Here is an 18,837-nt window from a genome sequence, read left to right on the forward strand (position 1 = left end):
CGACCCATGGCCCTCATCAAAGAGATCGATTACGGCACCCCGATCCGGGTGAACGAGCAGACCGTCACGCTCACCATCGACGGCATGAGCGTCACCGTTCCCGCCGGCACCTCGGTGATGGCGGCGGCGATGCATGCCGGCACGCAGATCCCCAAGCTCTGCGCCACCGATTCGCTGGAAGCCTTCGGCTCCTGCCGTCTCTGCCTCGTGGAGATCGAGGGGCGGCGCGGCACGCCCGCCTCCTGCACGACCCCGGCCGAGAACGGCATGGTCGTCTCGACCCAGACGGATAAGCTCGCCAAGCTCCGCAAGGGCGTGATGGAGCTCTACATCTCCGATCACCCGCTCGACTGCCTGACCTGTGCCGCCAACGGCGATTGCGAGTTGCAGGACATGGCCGGCGCGGTCGGCCTGCGCGACGTGCGCTACGGCTATGACGGCGCCAATCACGTGAAGCCGTCTTCGGACCAGTACCTGGCCAAGGATACGTCCAACCCGTATTTCACCTACGATCCGTCGAAGTGCATCGTCTGCAATCGCTGCGTCCGCGCTTGCGAAGAGACGCAGGGCACCTTCGCGCTCACGATTTCGGGCCGTGGCTTCGACAGCCGCGTGGCTGCCGGCCCCACCGACTTTTTCAATTCGGAATGCGTGTCCTGCGGCGCCTGCGTCCAGGCCTGCCCGACGGCGACGCTCCAAGAGAAGTCGATCATCGAGCATGGCCAGCCGGACCATTCCGAGATCACCACCTGCGCCTATTGCGGCGTCGGCTGCTCGTTCAAGGCCGAGATGCAGGGCACCCGCATCGTACGCATGGTCCCCTACAAGGGCGGCAAGGCCAATGACGGCCATTCCTGCGTCAAGGGCCGCTTCGCCTACGGCTACGCCACCCACAAGGACCGCATCACCAAGCCGATGATCCGCGACAAGATCACGGACCCCTGGCAGGAAGTGTCGTGGGAGGTCGCGATCGATCGCGCCGCGTCCGAGTTCAAGCGGATCCAGGCCCAGTACGGCAAGGATTCCGTGGGCGGCATCACCTCGTCGCGCTGCACCAACGAGGAAGCCTACCTCGTCCAGAAGCTCGTGCGCGCTGCCTTCGGCAACAACAACGTCGATACCTGCGCCCGCGTCTGCCACTCGCCCACCGGCTACGGCCTGATGTCGACGCTCGGCACGTCGGCCGGCACGCAGGATTTCGCCTCGGTGGCGCATTCTGACGTGATCCTCGTCATCGGCGCGAACCCGACCGACGGTCACCCGGTTTTCGGCTCGCGGATGAAGAAGCGCCTGCGTGAGGGCGCCAAGCTCATCGTCGCCGATCCGCGCAGGATCGACCTGGTGAAGTCGCCCCATATCGAGGCCGATTACCATCTGCCGCTGAAGCCCGGCTCCAACGTCGCCTTCATCAACGCGATGGCGCATGTCATCGTCACGGAAGGGCTGATCGACGAGGCCTATGTGCGGGAGCGCTGCGACCTCAACGATTTCGAATCCTGGGCTCGTTTCATCGCCGAGGAGCGTCATTCGCCCGAGGCCCAGGCCGACAAGATCGGCGTGAACCCCGAGGACATCCGGGGCGCCGCCCGCCTCTACGCCACCGGCGGGGCCGCGGGCATCTATTACGGTCTCGGCGTCACCGAGCACAGCCAGGGCTCGACCATGGTCATGGGCATGGCCAACATCGCCATGGCCACCGGCAATATCGGCATGCTGGGCGCCGGCGTGAACCCGCTGCGCGGACAGAACAACGTCCAGGGCTCGTGCGACATGGGCTCGTTCCCGCACGAACTGCCGGGCTACCGCCACGTGTCGGACGACGCCACCCGCGAGACCTTCGAATCGCTCTGGGGCGTTTCCCTCGACAAGGATCCGGGCCTGCGCATCACCAACATGCTCGACGAGGCCGTCGATGGCGCCTTCAAGGGCATGTACATCCAGGGCGAGGACATCGCCCAGTCGGACCCCGACACGCACCACGTCACCGCCGGCCTGATGGCGATGGAGTGCATCGTCGTCCAGGACATCTTCCTGAACGAGACGGCGAAATACGCCCATGTCTTCCTGCCGGGCGCGTCGTTCCTGGAGAAGGACGGCACCTTCACCAATGCCGAGCGTCGCATCTCCCGCGTCCGCAAGGTGATGCCGCCGCTCTCGGGCGTCGGTGATTGGGAGGGTACGATGCTGCTCTCCAACGCCCTCGGCTATCCGATGAACTACTCGCATCCCAGCGAGATCATGGACGAGATCGCCTCGCTCACCCCGAGCTTCAAGGGCGTGAGCTTCGCCAAGATCGACGAACTCGGTTCGATCCAGTGGCCGTGCAACGACGCTGCCCCTAACGGTACGCCGATGATGCACGTGGACCGGTTCGTGCGCGGCCTCGGCAAGTTCATGATCACCGAGTACGTGGCGACCGAGGAGCGCACCGGACCGCGCTTCCCGCTCATCCTCACCACCGGCCGCATCCTGTCGCAGTACAATGTCGGCGCACAGACGCGCCGCACGGAGAACTCGCGCTGGCACGAGGAGGACGTGCTGGAGATCCACCCGTTCGATGCCGAGGTTCGCGGCATTCTCGACGGCGATCTCGTGGCTCTCGAGAGCCGCTCCGGCGACATCGCCCTGAAGGCGATCGTCTCCGAGCGGATGCAGCCGGGCGTGGTCTACACCACGTTCCACCATGCCAAGACCGGTGCCAATGTCATCACCACCGACTACTCGGACTGGGCCACCAACTGCCCCGAGTATAAGGTGACAGCGGTACAGGTGCGGCGGACGAACCGTCCGTCGGATTGGCAGGCGAAGTTCTTCGAGGAGGACTTCTCGCTCACGAGAATCGCGACGCAATTGAATGCTGCCGAGTGAACGGAACGATCTGAACGACACCGACACGCCGGTTCCGACGAGCCGGCGTGTGCCGACCCTGGTCGTGGCCTACGACGATCCCACGGCCCGCGAAGGGCATCGCGATCTCGCCGTCGAGATGCCCGTCAACCTCGTCTATGGCAGCGTGCCCTACGCGGTCATGATGACGACCCCGTCCGACCTCGAGGATTTCGCCTACGGGTTCAGCCTCACCGAGGGGATCGTCGAGTCTGCAGACGAGATCAGGTCGGTCCGGGTCGAGGACGGAGACGGGGGATTGCGCCTCGTCGTGGATCTCGCTCCGGGGCGGCTGCGCGAGCATCTTGCCCGGAAACGCGCCATCAGCGGGCGCACCGGATGCGGCGTCTGCGGCATCGACGATCTCGCGGCCCTGCCGAAGGCAGAGCCGCGTTCTCACGCGATGCAGGTAGTCGGGATCGAATCGATCCAGCGCGCCCTGCTCGGAATGGGCGATGCGCAGGTTCTCAACCACACGACCCGCGCCGTCCATGCCGCGGCCTGGGCGGATCGGAACGGCAATCTTCTCGCCGTCCGCGAGGATGTCGGGCGCCATAACGGCCTCGACAAGCTGATCGGTGCGCTGATGCGGGCCGGGACCGATCAAAACGATGGCTTCGTCGTCATCACCAGCCGTTGCTCGTTCGAGATGGTGGAGAAGACTGCGACCTTCGGCGCTGCCGTTCTGGTGGCGATCTCCGCCCCGACCTCCCTCGCCATCGACCGGGCGCGACTGCACGACATCACGCTCTGCGCCATCGCCCGGTCGGACACCCTCACGGTCTTTTCCGGCCGTGAACGTCTTCGTCTTGCCGCCGAACGCTAAGTCGCGCGCGGCCGATCCTTCACCCGTCGACAGAGCCAGTCCCATGAGCGCCCTGACCACCAACGACAAGCTCGTCCGCATGGCGAACCAGATCGCCGGCTTCTTCAGATCCTATCCGGATGACGAAGCCGTGGCGGGTATCCACAAGCACATCGTGGCATTCTGGACGCCGAAGATGCGCCGTGCCCTCGAAGCCTATGGCCCGACCGAGGGAAGCAACCTCGACCCGCTGGCGTTGAAGGCGATCACGACTTCGCCGAGCCAGAGCGACAGCCCCGTCCGGGCGGCCACGAACGACCCCCATTTACAGGGCGCCGGCGCGAGTGACGCTGGCTGATTGGCCGCGAGCGTGTTCAAGAAAAAGGCGCCGAGCCTTCGTCGCTCGACGCCTTTGTTTGTCTCGGTAACGATGACGACGTCGGCTACTCGGCCGGACGGTCGCCTTGCTGATCCTTGTCGGTCGATCCCGGTACGACCGTCGCGCCACCGATGACCCGAACGGCTTTCCTGTCCGCAGGCGGATCGCTCCACGCCTGAGCCTTGGGCGAGGGAGCCTGCGCGGCGTCTCGGCGGGGCTGATTCGCGGCGGGTGTCGAGGGTTCGACCTTCGGCTGCTCGATGGCGGCAACCGGAGGCGTGGTGGTCCGGGCATCGGACGTTGCGTCCGTCGCGACCGGGGAGGGGGCTTCCGGAGCGAGCCGGGGCGCTGCCGGTTTAGCCGGCGGGGCCAACTTGGTGATTTTGCGGGCTGGCGCCGGTTCTGCCGGGCGTCTCGCGTCGCCGGTGCGGGCATCGGGGTTCAGCCCCAACGGGTTGCGATCGGCGGGTTCCGCGCGGGCAGGCGCGTCTGGGCGCGCCGCCACGTCGAAACGCGGCTGCCGGCTCACACCATCTCCGTTCGGGATCCTGCCGGGGGGAACAGGCCTTGCCGCCTCGCGCATCGGTTGACGGGGCTGCTCGTCTGCCTCGGTCCAGCCATAGCCGGGCGCCGCCGGACGGGCGACGGGAATCGGTGCAGGCGGCAACGGTGCACCGAGACGCTGGCGGTCGAGGACCGCGCCGTCCCGTGCATCTACGAAGAGCCGCACCCTGTCGCCATAGGGGCCCGTCGCTTCGACGATATAGGCACGGCCGTCGAATCGCGGCCGCGTCACCTCGGTGAAGCCGCGGTCGTTCAGGCGCCATACGACGGCGCGAGGGGGAAGGATAAGGTCGGGCTCGTAACCGTATTGCGCTTGAGCGGTGACAGTCCCGAGGGCCGACAGGGAGATGAACCCCGCCAGCATGGTCAGGCCGATCTGAGACCGGCTGAACTTATGGGAGCGCACAGGCGCCCTGCGGCTCGATTCCATGGTGCCTCGTCTTGCTTGGTCGTTCGTTCCGTAGCCTACTGTTGACGCAGGTCTATGGAGGTCTCCGTGCGGTCCATCACCCCGCATGCCGCTTGTGCTTGGCGAGCCCTGTAGAGCGCCCGATTGGGGCGGGAATGCGGGTGAAGCGCGGCAAGTCGCGGGCGATCGGTATCCGTCGGTTTCCCGGCCCTGTCACCGATCCCGCTGTCAGCATCGGCCCGTGTTGTTGGCCTCAAAACGTATGCATGGTCGCAGCACACATCAAACCTGTCCATCACGCGCGTGAGCCTCTTGCTGGAGCGTTTAAAATCTGTCACCTTCCGTAATTAGGACAGTACGGCTGTCCCATTTTTGGCAGGGTGTTCCGGCGGCGATTCGTCTCCGAGGACAATTGCCGTCGAGGAACGCGGAAGGTCTCGAGCGGGTGTCGAATCTCACGAAAAAACGAGATTCCAAGCCGGTCGCCATTGAGGCGATCCGGGCCCGCACGGCTTGAACTCAAGCCGGCGTTGAGCCCGCGGAGTGCGGGCGCTTCCTTACCGAAGGTCCTGCACGAATCCGACCGCGTCGAGGTAGGGGCCTGAGTGCCGGATGGCATTCGGGCATGAAACATGCTCGCATGCGGGCACGGACGAATGAGGCTGAGGGGTTATGAGCATGGCCGCATCTGAGGTTGCCGGGATCGTCCAGAACCCGATCCCCGCCACGCGGGACGGCGTCGCGCCGCTCGTCGTTCGCGATTCCGCCCTGCCGCATAAGCAGGGTCTTTACGATCCGGCCCGTGAGGGCGATGCCTGCGGTGTCGGCTTCGTCGCGGACATGCATGACCGGCGGACCCATGCCATCGTGGCTCAGGGCCTGCTCATCCTCGAGAATATCGACCATCGCGGCGCCGTCGGCGCCGATCCGAAGATGGGCGACGGCTGCGGCATCCTCACCCACATCCCGCATTTCCTCCTGAAGGAAGAGTGCGAGGGCCTCGGCATCGCTTTGCCCGAGCCTGGCCATTACGGTGTCGGCCAGTTCTTCATGCCGAAGGACGAGGAAGGCCGCCGCATCGTCGAGGAGATCGTCGAGAAGTCCCTCCAGGACGAAGGGCTCCCCTTCCTCGGCTGGCGCGACGTGCCGGTGGATTCGAGCGACCTCGGCGTGCGCGTCAAGGAGACGGAGCCGCACCACAAGCAGGTCTTCATCGGCCGCCCGGCCGCGATCACGGACGAAGACGCGTTCGAGCGCCGTCTGTTCATCGCGCGCAAGGTCATCTCGAACAAGGTCTACGGCCTCAACGATCCGCGCGTGAAGGCCTATTACCCGGTCTCCGTCTCGACCCGGACCATCGTCTACAAGGGCATGGTTCTGGTCACGCAGCTCGGCCATTACTTCAAGGACCTGCAGGACGAGCGCTATGTCTCGGGCCTCGCCCTCGTGCACCAGCGTTTCGCCACCAACACCTTCCCGACCTGGCAGCTGTCGCACCCCTACCGGATGGTCGCCCATAACGGCGAGATCAACACCCTGCGCGGCAACGTGAACTGGATGGCGGCGCGTCAGGCCAGCGTCGATTCGGATCTGTTCGGCAACGACATCTCGAAGCTCTGGCCGATCTCCTACGAGGGCCAGTCCGACACCGCCTGTTTCGACAACGCCCTCGAATTCCTCGTGCAGGGCGGCTACTCGCTCGCCCATGCCATGATGATGCTGATCCCGGAGGCCTGGGCCGGCAATCCCCTCATGAGCGAGGAGCGCAAGGCGTTCTACGAGTATCACGCCGCCCTGATGGAGCCGTGGGACGGCCCCGCAGCCGTCTGTTTCACCGATGGCCGCCAGATCGGCGCGACCCTCGACCGCAACGGCTTGCGCCCCGCCCGTTACATCGTCACGGAAGACGGCCTCGTCGTGTTGGCCTCCGAGATGGGCGTTCTGCCGATCCCGGACGAGAGCATCGTCGAATCCTGGCGCCTGCAGCCCGGCCGCATGCTGCTCATCGACCTGAAGAAGGGTCGCATCATCTCCGACGAGGAGATCAAGAGTGAGCTCGCCGCGGCCAATCCCTACGCACAATGGGTGAAGAACACCCAGATCGTGCTGGAAGACCTGAAGCCCGTCATCCCGCGCGCCTCGCGCTCCGACGTGTCGCTGCTCGATCGGCAGCAGGCGTTCGGCTACAGCCAGGAAGACCTCAAGCTGCTGATGGCCCCCATGGCCGTCACCGGCCAGGAGGCGGTCGGCTCCATGGGAACCGACACGCCGCTCTCGGCCCTCTCCGATAAGCCCAAGCCGCTCTACACCTATTTCAAGCAGAACTTCGCGCAGGTCACCAATCCGGCGATCGACCCGATCCGCGAGGAGGCCGTGATGAGCCTCGTCTCGTTCATCGGGCCGCGCCCGAACCTGCTCGACATGGAGGGGGCTTCCCGCAAGAAGCGCCTCGAGGTCCGTCAGCCGATCCTGACCAACGGGGACCTCGAGAAGATCCGCTCGATCTCCCATTTCGAGGACCGTTTCGACACCAAGACCCTCGACATGACCTTCCCGGCCGAGTCCGGCGCCGTCGCCATGGAAGGCGCGGTCGACCGGCTGTGCGACCGGGCCGAGGCGGCGGTGCGCGGCGGCTACAACATCATCATCCTGACCGACCGCGGCGTCGGGCCTGACCGTATCGCGATCCCGGCCCTGCTGGCCACGGCGGCGGTGCACAACTACCTGATCCGCAAGGGACTTCGGACCTCCGTCGGTCTCGTGGTCGAGTCCGGCGAGCCGCGTGAGGTGCATCACTTCGCTTGTCTCGCGGGCTACGGCGCCGAGGCGATCAACCCCTATCTCGCCTTCGAGACGGTGATCGCGATGAAGGACGAGTTCCCGCCGGATCTCACCGACGACGAGATCATCTATCGCTACATCAAGTCGATCGATAAGGGCCTGCTCAAGGTCATGTCCAAGATGGGCATCTCGACCTACCAGTCTTATTGCGGCGCGCAGATCTTCGACGCGATCGGCCTGAACTCGTCCTTCGTGGCCCGTGACTTCTTCGGCACGAAGACCACGATCGAAGGCATCGGCATGGCCGAGGTCGCCGAGGAGACTGCCCGTCGTCACGCCGACGCGTTCGGCGACGCTCCGGTGTTCCGTCACGCCCTCGATGTCGGCGGCGAATATGCCTACCGCCTGCGCGGTGAGAGCCATACGTGGACACCGGATTCGGTTGCCACCCTTCAGCATGCGGTGCGTCTCGGCCTGCCCGAGCGCTACCGTGAATATGCCCGGCTCGTGAACGAGCAGGAGAACCACCTCAAGACCATCCGCGGCCTGTTCCGCATCAAGCAGGCGGCCGAGCTCGGCCGGGCGCCCGTCGACATCTCCGAGGTCGAGCCGGCCGTGGACATCGTCAAGCGCTTCGCCACGGGCGCGATGTCCTACGGTTCCATCTCCAAGGAAGCCCACGAGACCCTCGCCATCGCGGTGAACTCGTTCGGCGGCCGTTCGAATTCCGGTGAGGGCGGCGAGGAGGTGGAGCGGTTCAAGCCGATGGCCGACGGTCGTTCGCGTCGCTCGGCGATCAAGCAGGTCGCATCCGGTCGCTTCGGCGTGACGACGGAATATCTCGTCAATGCCGACATGATGCAGATCAAGGTCTCGCAGGGCGCCAAGCCCGGTGAGGGCGGCCAGCTGCCCGGCCACAAGGTCGACGCCAAGATCGCCAAGGTCCGCTACGCCACCCCCGGCGTCGGACTGATCTCGCCGCCGCCGCATCACGACATCTACTCGATCGAGGATCTCGCCCAGCTGATCTTCGACCTGAAGAACGTCAATCCGGCCGCCGATGTGTCGGTGAAGCTCGTCTCCGAGGTCGGTGTCGGCACGGTCGCCACCGGCGTCGCCAAGGCGCGCGCCGACCACATCACCATCTCGGGCTTCGACGGCGGCACCGGCGCGGCGCCGCTGACCTCCATCAAGCACGCGGGCGGGCCATGGGAGACGGGTCTCGCCGAGACCCAGCAGACCCTGGTGCTCAGCCATCTGCGCGGTCGTGTCGTGCTTCAGGCCGATGGCGGCATCCGCACGGGCCGGGACGTGCTCGTCGCGGCTCTGCTCGGCGCCGACCAGTTCGGCTTCTCCACCGCGCCGCTCATCGCGGCCGGCTGCATCATGATGCGCAAGTGCCACCTGAACACCTGTCCGGTGGGCGTGGCGACGCAGGACCCCGTCCTGCGCAAGCGCTTCAAGGGCACGCCGGAGCACGTGGTGAACTACTTCTTCTTCGTGGCGGAGGAGTTGCGCGAGCTGATGGCGGAGATGGGCTACACCAAGCTCGAAGACCTCATCGGTCGCGCCGACTTCCTCGACACACTGGAGGTCATCAACCACTGGAAGGCGCGGGGCCTCGATTTCTCGAAGCTCTTCCACCGTCCCGATGTCGGCCCCGACGTGGCGATCCGCCATACGGAGAAGCAGAAGCACCCGATCGACACGGTACTCGACCGCCGCCTGATCGAGGGCGCCAAGGCGGCCATCGAGACCGCCGAGCCGGTGGTACTCAACGAGGTGATCCGGAACTCGGACCGCACGGCTGGGGCGATGCTCTCGGGCGTCGTCGCCAAGCGCTACGGCCATGAGGGATTGCCCGACGACACCATCACGGTGAACCTGTCCGGCACCGCCGGCCAGAGCTTCGGAGCTTGGCTGGCCGCCGGTATCACCGTGGTTCTGACGGGTCATGCCAACGATTACGTCGGCAAGGGGCTCTCGGGTGGTAAGCTGATCATCCGGCCGAGCGACGCGTTGCGGTCACCCGCCGGGCGGACGATCATGGCCGGCAACACGGTGCTCTACGGGGCCATCGCGGGCGAATGCTACATTCGCGGTTCGGCCGGCGAACGCTTCGCCGTACGGAATTCCGGCGCCATCACGGTGGTCGAAGGCATGGGCGACCATGGCTGCGAGTACATGACCGGCGGCGTCGTGGTGTCCATCGGCGAAACCGGGCGTAACTTCGCGGCCGGCATGTCGGGCGGCATCGCCTACGTGCTGGATGCGGACGGCTCCTTCGCCGCGCGCTGCAATCTCTCGATGGTCGATCTGGAGCCCATCGAGGAGGAGGACGACGTCATGCGTCGCTTCCACCAGGATGGCGACCTCGAGACCAAGGGCCGCGTCGATATCCTGGCCGACATGTCCGGGCACGACGAGGAGCGGCTGAGCCAGCTCATCACCAATCACCTGAAGTACACGGGGTCCCCGCGTGCCAAGGCGATCCTCGATGATTGGGCGGGTTACCGCACTAAATTCGTGAAGGTGATGCCGGTGGAATACCGCCGCGCCCTGCGCGAAATGGAGATGGCGCGGATGCCGGTGGCGGCTGAGTGAGGCCGGTATGCGGATCTACGGTGATCTCGTCTCGGGCAATTGTCTCAAGGTCAAGATCGTCGCCGATTACCTCCGCGTTTCCTATCGCTGGGTGCCGATCGACATTCTGAAGGGCGAAAGCCGAACACTCGACTACCTGTCCCGCTTTCCGGCGGGGCAGGTGCCGGGGGTCGAATTCGAGGACGGCCGGTGTCTGGCCCAATCGAACGCGATCATCCGCTATCTTTCCCGCGGGAGCGCGTTGATCCCGTGTGACGCGTTCCTCGCGGCGAAAATGGACGAGTGGCTGTTCTGGGAACAGTACAGCCACGAGCCCGCCATCGCGGTCTGCCGGTTCGACATGCGCTACCTCGGCAAGCCGAAGGAGGCGCGCGATCCGGCCCGTGTGGCCCGCGGCGAGGCGGCTTTGGACGTGATGGAGCGCCATCTCGGCGGTGTCGAGTGGCTGGTTGGAGAAGAGCTCAGCGTCGCGGACGTGTCGCTCTTCGCCTATACGCAATGGGCCGATGAGGGCGGATTCGACCTCGCGGCGAGACCGTCGATAAGGGCGTGGCTCACCCGTTGCACGAATGTTTTCGAGCGCGCCGACCACAGGCTGAAGACGGGTTAGTCGGCGGCACCGGGCGGCACAACAGGGATGACGAGCTGAGGCGGACCGGGCCGGTCAACCGCCGCTCGACGGATCAGACAGACTCGCGAAAGACGATCACGATGGGCAAGATCACGGGTTTCCTCGAGTTCGACCGGCAGGAGCAGAAGTACCAGCTCGCAGCGGACCGCGTGCGGCACTTCCGCGAGTTCACGCTGCCCCTCGACGAGCACGACCTGAAGAAGCAGGCCGCGCGCTGCATGGATTGCGGAATCCCGTTCTGCCATGGGCCGACTGGCTGCCCCGTGCACAACCAGATCCCGGACTGGAACGAGCTCGTCTTCCAGTCGGATTGGGAGGAGGCCGCGCGCAACCTCCATTCGACCAACAATTTCCCCGAATTCACCGGCCGCGTCTGCCCGGCGCCGTGCGAGGAGGCCTGCACCCTCAACCTTGAGAACCAGCCCGTCGCGATCAAGACGATCGAGCAGGCCATCGCCGACCGCGCCTGGAACAACGGTTGGGTGAAGCCGGAAATTCCTGCGTCCCGCACCGGCAAGAAGGTCGCCGTCATCGGCTCGGGGCCGGCGGGCATGGCCGCTGCGCAGCAGCTCGCGCGCGTCGGCCACGACGTCCATGTCTTCGAGCGTGAGCCGAAGGCCGGTGGTCTGCTGCGCTACGGCATCCCCGACTTCAAGATGGAGAAGCGCCATATCGACCGGCGCGTGAAGCAGATGGAAGCGGAGGGCGTGACCTTCCATTACGGCGTCAATGTCGGCGTGACGAAGCCGCTCGACGAACTCACCGCCGAGTTCGACGCGGTGCTCTTCGCCGGCGGCGCCGAAGATCCGCGCAACCCGCAGCTCCCCGGCCAGGAACTCGCCGGCGTGCATTACGCGATGCCGTTCCTCGTCCAATCGAACCGGCGTGTCGGCGCCGAGCCGATGCCGGGCAACGGCGAATTGCCGATCCTCGCCACCGCCAAGAACGTCGTCGTGATCGGTGGCGGCGATACGGCGTCGGATTGCGTCGGCACGTCCTTCCGCCAGGGCGCCCTCTCGGTGACGCAGCTCGACATCCGACCGCGCCCGCCCGAGCGCGAGGACAAGCTCTCGGTCTGGCCCTACTGGCCGACCAAGATGCGGACCTCTTCGAGCCAGGCCGAAGGCGCCGAGCGCGAGTTCCAGGCCGCCACCCTGCGCCTGGAAGGCAACAAGAAGGGTAAGCTCACCGGCGTGGTCTGCACCCGCGTGGATGAGAAGCGCCAGCCCATCCCCGGCGGTGAGTTCACCCTGCCGGCCGATCTGGTGTTCCTCGCCATCGGTTTCGCCGGTTCGGTTCGCAAGGGCCTACTCGAGGAATCCGGCGTCGTCATGGACAAGCGCGGCAACGTCACCGCCAACGAACTCGATTATCGGACGTCCAACGAGAAGATCTATGCCGCCGGTGACATGCGCCGTGGCCAGTCCCTGGTCGTATGGGCGATTCGCGAAGGTCGCCAGGCGGCTCGCTCGATCGACGAAGCCCTGATGGGATCGAGCGTCCTGCCGCGCTGAAACCAAGGTCCGGGGCCGGCTCCATGCCGAGCCCCGGCACCGGATCTCTTCGCGCTACCCGGCGCAGACGTGCCGGGATCAGCCCGGCGGCCATTTGAAATCGTCGGCCCGGCCCGGCTGTGGCATCGGCGCCGAGCCACGCTGAAGCACCCGCTCCACGTTCCCCGATGCGTCGCCGTCGCGCGGCCGCCCGCTCATTAAAGTCCCGCCCGGCGTCACCTCTGCGCGGCCGAGGGGAATGACCGGGCCAGCCGCCGGTTTCACCGGCAGGGCCGGGATACCCGGGGGCTCCGGCAGGCTCGGCAGCATCGAGGTGATCTGGCGATCGATCGCCGCGGTGTCATCGAGCTTCGGGGCCTCACCGTCCAGGAGGGGACCTGGAACCGTCGCTACGGGCGCCACCGTCGGCGCCTCCGTGGGGTTCGTGCCCATGAGACGCTTGAGTTCGACATCGGCGAAATGCGCGACCTTGCGGGAGCCCGCCTTGGTGAAATGCACGCCGTCCGACGTCCGCAGCTTGGCCTCCTGCCCCTCCAGGTCGGGCCCCGTCATGGTGAAGCGATTGCGATCGTCGACGAAGCCCGGCCAGATGTCGACATAAGTCCCGCCCGCCTTCGCCACGCGGTCGCGGATGAGGTCGTTGATGGTGGCGATGTCCTTCGTCAGCGGCTCGCTGCGCATCGGCGGCGCGCCGACCCAGATGAAGGGGATCTTTTGGGCGGCGAAGACCTTGGCCAGGGCATCGACGCGGTCGCGGTAGATCTCGCGCCAGCGTTCCGTTCCCGGTTCCACGGTCTCGGTCCCCTCCCGGATCGGCTGGCGGTCGTTGGCGCCGAGCATCACCACCGCGTAGGCGACTTTCGGGCTGGTTTTCAGAAAATCCTCCGCCGCCTTAGGCCAGTCGACCACGTCTTTCCGGACGAGACCGCTATCGGCCTTCGAACGGTCGAGGATCGCCACGTCGGCATTGTCTTCGAACACGTCATCGAGGCCACGGCCGAGAGAGTTCGCCAGCGAATCGCCGAAGACCGCGATGCGGATCGACGGCTCCGCCTTCGGCTGGACCGGTTTCGGCTGGGCGACCACGGGGGCCGGACGCGGCCGCCTCGTATAGGAGCGCTGGCTCTCCCCGATCGTCGGTGGCCGCGGCCGGGTGGGTCGGGCCGAAGGCACCGGGGCCGGGGTCGGTTGTACCTGCTGCGGACGATCTTCCCAGGGCCAGTAGAACTGACGCGGCGCCTCCTGCGGGGGAGGGGCGTAGCGCCGGTTGGCTTGGCGGCCACCGTAATCCCCCTCCTCGCGCGGCCGGCGGCGCGGCGCGTAGTAAGAATCGCCGCGAGGGGTATCGTAGGAATCGCCCCATTGCGCCGCGGCGAACGGGCCAGAGGCGAAGAGCAGGGGCGTCGCGAATATGGTGAGGAGGCAAACACGGAGAAGAGCGTCATTCACCTGTCCCGCAACGGCCACCCCGTACGCTACGTTCATGAAGGTCCTTGGTGCCACGCTGCGACCTGCCTGCTGATCGTCGAAGGACGAGACCGTGCCATCCTATCGGACGATCGGCCCCGCGTCTAAATCCGACTCACGAGGCGGAGCATTAGGGGCGCGCCGTGACGTGCTCCAGAAGGCTGGGCGTAGCGTAGCCGTCGGCCACGAGACCTTTCATGATCTGATATTGGCGGACCGCCTCCCGCAGCTTCGGTCCGGCGCGGCCATCTGCATCGCCGGCATAGAGGTTTCGGGCGGCCAGGGCTTTCTGCAGTGCCTGCAGGCCCGCTTTGTCGAGGCGTGGCGCGCCGGTCGGCCAAGGTGCCGCCAGTGGCGGCCCGCCGGCAAGACGGTCGGCGAGATGGCCGACGGCGAGCGCATAGGAATCCGAGGTGTTGTAGCCCCGGATCACCTCGAAATTGTCGGTGATCAGGAAGACCGGGCCGCCCGAGCCGCCGGGCAGGAACAGGCTGGCCGCACCCGATCCCGGCAGCGCCTCGCCATCGATCCTGCGGACGCCCCGTCTGGCGAAGTCCGACAGGTCCGCCCGATACGTCGTCAGGTCGAATTCGCCGGGAAGCGTCACGGCATAGCCCCAGGACAGGTCGCGGTTCCAGCCGAGAGACTGGAGATAGCCGGCGATGGAGGCCAGGGCATCCGGCTCCGAACGCCAGATGTCGCGGTGACCGTCCCCATCGAAATCCACCGCGTGTTTGAGGAAGGTCGATGGGAGGAACTGGGTCTGGCCCATGGCGCCGGCCCAGGATCCCTTCATCGCCTCGGGGGCGATGTCGCCGCGCTGCAGAATCATTAATGCGTCGAGGAGCTCGTTCCGAAACAGCGTGCCGCGAAAGCGCGCCTGCGCCAGGGTCGCCAGGGCGCGGATGGTCGGGACGGTCCCGCCGCTCGCTCCGAAATCCGACTCGACTCCCCAGAAGGCGAGGACGATCCAGCGCGGGACGCCCGTCCGGGCTTCGATCGCCGCCAGCGTGGTGGACAGACGGGCCGCTTGTGAGCGGCCCCGTGCGATCCGCCCGGTCGAGACCGCGCCGACGAGGTAGTCCCAGACGGGGCGTCCGAACTCCCCTTGAGCGGTGGTTTTGGCGAGGATGCCGGGATCGGGCGAAGACACGCCGCGAAACGCCGCGTCGAAGGTCGCAGCACTGACCCCGCGCGCCTCGGCATCGGGCCGCAGGGCATCGACGAAGCTGCGAAACGAGGCGTTTGCCGCCGCCTCCGGTTTGGCAGGCGGTGCCGGCCGAGTAGAATCCTGGGCCCTACTCTCCGCTGCAAGAAATGCGCAGAGGGCGATGGCGGTGCGGAGGGCCGTCTTCATAGGCGGTTGCGCCGGGCCAGGGTCTCTTCCCAGGCGAGGGCCTGGGCCACGATCCCGTCGAGGTCGTCGTAACGTGGCTGCCAGCCCAATTCAGCGCGGATCCGGTCGGCCTTCGCCACGATCTGCGCCGGGTCGCCGGGCCTGCGCGGCGACAGCCTCACTTCGAAATCACGGCCCGAAATGCGCTTGACCACCTCGATCACCTCGAGGACCGAGTAACCGCGCCCGTAGCCGCAATTGAGCGTTTTGCTCGCGCCACCCGAACGTAGATGATCGATGGCGACGCAATGGGCGTCGGCGAGATCGGAAACCTGGATGTAATCGCGGAGGCACGAGCCGTCGCGGGTGGGGTAATCCGTACCGAACACGCTCAGATGACTGCGCCGGCCCAGCGCCGCCTGAGTGGCGACCTTGATGAGATGGGTGGCTTCGCTTGAAGATTGGCCGCTGCGTCCGCGAGGATCGGCACCCGCGACATTGAAGTAACGCAGGATGACGTAGCTGAAGCCGTGGGCCTTGGCCGCGTCGTCGATCATCCACTCGCTCATGAGTTTCGAGCGGCCGTAGGGGTTGATCGGCGCGGCCACGAGGTCCTCCGGCACCGGGACGATTTCGGGCTCGCCGTAGATTGCGGCGGTGGAGGAGAAGATGACGTGCTTCACCCCGCCATGCACCGCAGCCTCGATGAGCGCCCGGGTCTTGACCGTGTTGGCCAGATAGTAGCCGAGCGGGTCGGCCACCGAATCCGGCACGACGATCTTAGCGGCGAAATGCGCCAGCACATCGATTCCGTGTTCGGCGATGACCCGTTTCACCAGGGCCTGATCGGCCACGTCGCCCACCACCAGCGTCACGTCCGGGGGAAGCACCCAGTCGAAGCCGGTGGACAAGTCATCGATGACGACGATGTCCTTGTGGCCGGCATCCAGCAACGCCAGCACCATGTGGCTGCCGATATATCCCGCGCCGCCCGTCACCAGAATCGCCATGGCCCCACTTCCATTCCCGCGCACGTCGCGGAAGATATACCTCAAACCCTTCGTGTGATCATGCGGCGCTTTAGGCTGAGTCGGGCGTGGAAATGGTTTTGTTCTTGCTCGCTCCATCACGACAACGTGCTATCGTCCCCCGCCTCCGGGTTGTTCCCACCGCATTTTAAGAGACCGGGTCCCGCTTGATGAAACCGATTCGTAAAGCCGTCCTGCCTGTCGCAGGGTTGGGTACCCGCTTCCTGCCCGCCACCAAGGCCGTCCCGAAGGAAATGCTCACCGTGGTCGACCGGCCGGTCGTCCAGCATGTGGTCGACGAGGCTCGCGAGGCCGGGATCGAGCATTTCATTTTCGTGACCGGCCGCGGCAAGGCCGTGATCGAAGATCATTTCGACATTGCCTTCGAACTCGACCGCATGCTGCAGGAGCGCGGCAAGGAGGCGATCTACGAGGAGTTGAAGCGGGATCTTCCGGCTGCCGGGCAAACGAGCTTCACCCGCCAGCAGGCTCCTCTCGGCCTCGGCCATGCGGTCTGGTGTGCCCGCGAGATCGTCGGCGACGAGCCCTTCGCCGTGCTGCTCCCCGACATGCTGAGCAAGGGCTGCATGCAGCAAATGCTTTCCGCCTATGAGCGCCATGGCGGCAACGTCATCGCCGTGGAGGAGGTCAAGCCGGAGGAGACGCATCAATACGGTATCGTCGGCGTCGGTGAGACCTATGGGCAGACCTTCGAGATCAACGGCATGGTCGAGAAGCCCAAACAGGGCACCGCGCCATCGAACTTCATCATCTCCGGGCGCTACATCCTGCAGCCGGAGATCTTCTCGATCCTGGAGAAGGGCGAGAAGGGGGCCGGCGGTGAGATCCAGCTGACCGACGCGATGATCAGGCTGGCCGAGAAGCAATCCTTCTTCGGCATGCATTACGAAGGCCGGACCTACGATACCGGTTCCAAGCTCGGCTTCCTCACGGCGAACATCGCCTACGCACTGCAGCGCAAGGAACTCGCCGAGCCGCTCAAGGCCGAGATCGCCCGGCTGCTCAAGGAACATTGAGGGAAGGCTCGGGAGGAGTACGCGCAAACCGGGAGTGTCGAGCCAAGACCTGCAAGCTGCGCCGTACGGTGCGTGCGACGCGGGCATGGCATGCACCGCGTGCAGCCTTTCGACGGCGAAACACTCTTGCGCTTTGTGCGGCGCACTGTACTTTGTGCATTGCGAGATCGCGATGGCGTCGCGGTCCCGTAGCCCTTCTTGGGCGTTTCCTCCCTAGACTTCGGGCCGCTCTTCGGAGCGGCCTTTTTTCTTGGGAAATCGGTTTGTGATTTGGCGGTTTGTGATTTGGGACGTCTGCTCGCGCGATACGCGCGGCAGAACCCATCCCGTCTATTCGGCGGCGATCCTGCGGAGTGTCAGGCTGTCCATTTCCTCGGCTACCGCCTTCACCACCTCGCGTAGCGTCCAGACCAGATCCGCGAACCCCTGCGTCACCGCGAGGTTGCTCTCGTTCATGTAGAGCCCGCGGTTGATCTCGATCTGAAGCGCGTGGCGGCCGATATTCGGCTCTCCGTAATGTTCGGTGATGAACCCGCCCGCATAGGGCTTGTTGCGCAGGGTGCGGAAACCGCGCGCGCGCAGATGATGCTCGAACGCGGCGATCAGGATCGGCGTGCAGCTCGTCCCGAACCTGTCGCCCAGCACGAAATCGGCCTTCGCATCCTCGTCGCGGGGGAGGCTCGAGGACGGCATCGAATGGCAATCGATCAGGATGGCGTGGCCGAAGGCACGTGCGGTGCGCTGGATGAGGCCGCGCAGGGTACGGTGATACGGCTTGTAGAGCTCCTCGATCCGCGCGACCGCTTCCTCCACGGGGAGCCGCGTGCGGTAGATCTCCTGTCCGTCGGCCACCACCCTCGGCACCGTACCGAGGCCGCCGGCGACACGCATGGACCGCGTGTTGGCGAAGGGCGGAAGGCGGCCGTCGAACATGCGCGGGTCGAGCTCGTAGGGCTCGCGATTTACGTCGAGATAGGCCCGTGGGAAGTTCGCGCGCATGAGCGGCGCGCCGAGATCGACCACGGGCGCGAACAGGCGGTCGACATAGGCGTCTTCCGAGCGGCGGAGCGCCAACGGGTCGAGGCGTGAGCCCGCGAGGAAGGCTTTCGGATAGACCGCCCCGGAATGAGGCGTGTTGAACACGAACGGAAGCGTGTGCTCGCCCGGCTCGTCGATGGCGAAGGGCGGTACGAAATCTCCCGGATTCGCTGCATTCCAGCGAGGGCTAGGCTCGGTCATCGCGGCGTGTGCGCCCAGGTGCTGGAAGGGAAACGCATCGCCACACTTTGCGGCGTGTGACGGTGCGTGTCCACTGCGACACCCCCCGTCGCGAAGTGACCGGTGTGCCGTCCTGCACCCGGTCCGGGTGCCAATCTCAACACCTTGTTTACCAAGT

The 18,837-nt window shown here is 65.9% G+C and carries 12 protein-coding genes; 7 read left to right on the top strand and 5 right to left on the bottom strand.

The genetic code is table 11. From position 1 onward, the window contains the following. Positions 1 to 6 precede the first annotated feature (6 nt). The 3 genes from fdhF to IPV08_RS08595 are packed head-to-tail and all read left to right on the top strand — an operon-like array spanning position 7 to position 4,049. On the top strand, positions 7 to 2,868 hold the full coding sequence (gene fdhF, locus IPV08_RS08585; protein WP_207411531.1) for a formate dehydrogenase subunit alpha: 2,862 nt from the start codon (positions 7 to 9) through the stop codon (positions 2,866 to 2,868). Beyond that, positions 2,855 to 3,712, top strand: a complete 858-nt coding sequence (gene fdhD, locus IPV08_RS08590; protein ID WP_207411532.1) for a formate dehydrogenase accessory sulfurtransferase FdhD — start codon at positions 2,855 to 2,857, stop codon at positions 3,710 to 3,712. The genes fdhF and fdhD overlap by 14 nt, the downstream gene beginning before the upstream one ends. Before the next feature lie 43 nt (positions 3,713 to 3,755). Then, positions 3,756 to 4,049, top strand: a complete 294-nt coding sequence (locus tag IPV08_RS08595; RefSeq protein ID WP_207411533.1) for a formate dehydrogenase subunit delta — start codon at positions 3,756 to 3,758, stop codon at positions 4,047 to 4,049. Between the two features lie 85 nt (positions 4,050 to 4,134). On the opposite strand, the gene IPV08_RS08600 is transcribed toward IPV08_RS08595, so the two are convergent. Then, the gene (locus IPV08_RS08600) at positions 4,135 to 5,064 is read right to left on the bottom strand and encodes a hypothetical protein (RefSeq protein WP_207411534.1); all 930 of its coding nucleotides are present in this window, start codon (positions 5,062 to 5,064) and stop codon (positions 4,135 to 4,137) included. 651 nt (positions 5,065 to 5,715) lie between these two features. On the opposite strand from IPV08_RS08600, the gene gltB reads away from it, so the two are divergent. From gltB to IPV08_RS08615, 3 genes are all read left to right on the top strand, one after another. Further along, the gene (gene gltB / locus IPV08_RS08605) at positions 5,716 to 10,428 is read left to right on the top strand and encodes a glutamate synthase large subunit (RefSeq protein ID WP_207411535.1); all 4,713 of its coding nucleotides are present in this window, start codon (positions 5,716 to 5,718) and stop codon (positions 10,426 to 10,428) included. A 7-nt stretch (positions 10,429 to 10,435) separates the two neighbouring features. Beyond that, positions 10,436 to 11,038, top strand: a complete 603-nt coding sequence (locus tag IPV08_RS08610) for a glutathione S-transferase family protein (RefSeq protein ID WP_207411536.1) — start codon at positions 10,436 to 10,438, stop codon at positions 11,036 to 11,038. Between the two features lie 101 nt (positions 11,039 to 11,139). After that, positions 11,140 to 12,573 carry a glutamate synthase subunit beta gene (locus IPV08_RS08615; RefSeq protein WP_056431403.1) on the top strand — a complete coding sequence of 478 codons (1,434 nt, stop codon included), beginning with the start codon at positions 11,140 to 11,142 and terminating at the stop codon, positions 12,571 to 12,573. Positions 12,574 to 12,651: 78 nt separating this feature from the next. Here IPV08_RS08615 and IPV08_RS08620 read toward each other — a convergent pair whose 3' ends face one another. From IPV08_RS08620 to galE, 3 genes are all read right to left on the bottom strand, one after another. Further along, entirely contained in the window at positions 12,652 to 14,058 is a 1,407-nt protein-coding gene (locus tag IPV08_RS08620; RefSeq protein WP_207411537.1) for an SGNH family hydrolase, read from the bottom strand. 112 nt (positions 14,059 to 14,170) lie between these two features. After that, a complete protein-coding gene (locus IPV08_RS08625; protein ID WP_207411538.1) occupies positions 14,171 to 15,397 on the bottom strand; it encodes a lytic murein transglycosylase in 1,227 nt (408 codons plus the stop codon). Continuing rightward, positions 15,394 to 16,386, bottom strand: a complete 993-nt coding sequence (gene galE, locus IPV08_RS08630) for a UDP-glucose 4-epimerase GalE (RefSeq protein WP_056431395.1) — start codon at positions 16,384 to 16,386, stop codon at positions 15,394 to 15,396. The genes IPV08_RS08625 and galE overlap by 4 nt, the downstream gene beginning before the upstream one ends. 188 nt (positions 16,387 to 16,574) lie before the next feature. Here galE and galU point away from each other — a divergent pair, with 188 nt between their 5' ends. Next, positions 16,575 to 17,441, top strand: coding sequence for a UTP--glucose-1-phosphate uridylyltransferase GalU (gene galU, locus IPV08_RS08635; protein ID WP_056431393.1), 867 nt, complete (start codon positions 16,575 to 16,577; stop codon positions 17,439 to 17,441). 330 nt (positions 17,442 to 17,771) lie between these two features. On the opposite strand, the gene IPV08_RS08640 is transcribed toward galU, so the two are convergent. Further along, positions 17,772 to 18,680, bottom strand: a complete 909-nt coding sequence (locus IPV08_RS08640) for an N-formylglutamate amidohydrolase (protein ID WP_207411539.1) — start codon at positions 18,678 to 18,680, stop codon at positions 17,772 to 17,774. Between the last annotated feature and the right edge of the window lie 157 nt (positions 18,681 to 18,837).

The sequence above is a fragment of the Methylobacterium sp. SD274 genome (genome assembly GCF_017355285.1).
Classification (GTDB): domain Bacteria; phylum Pseudomonadota; class Alphaproteobacteria; order Rhizobiales; family Beijerinckiaceae; genus Methylobacterium.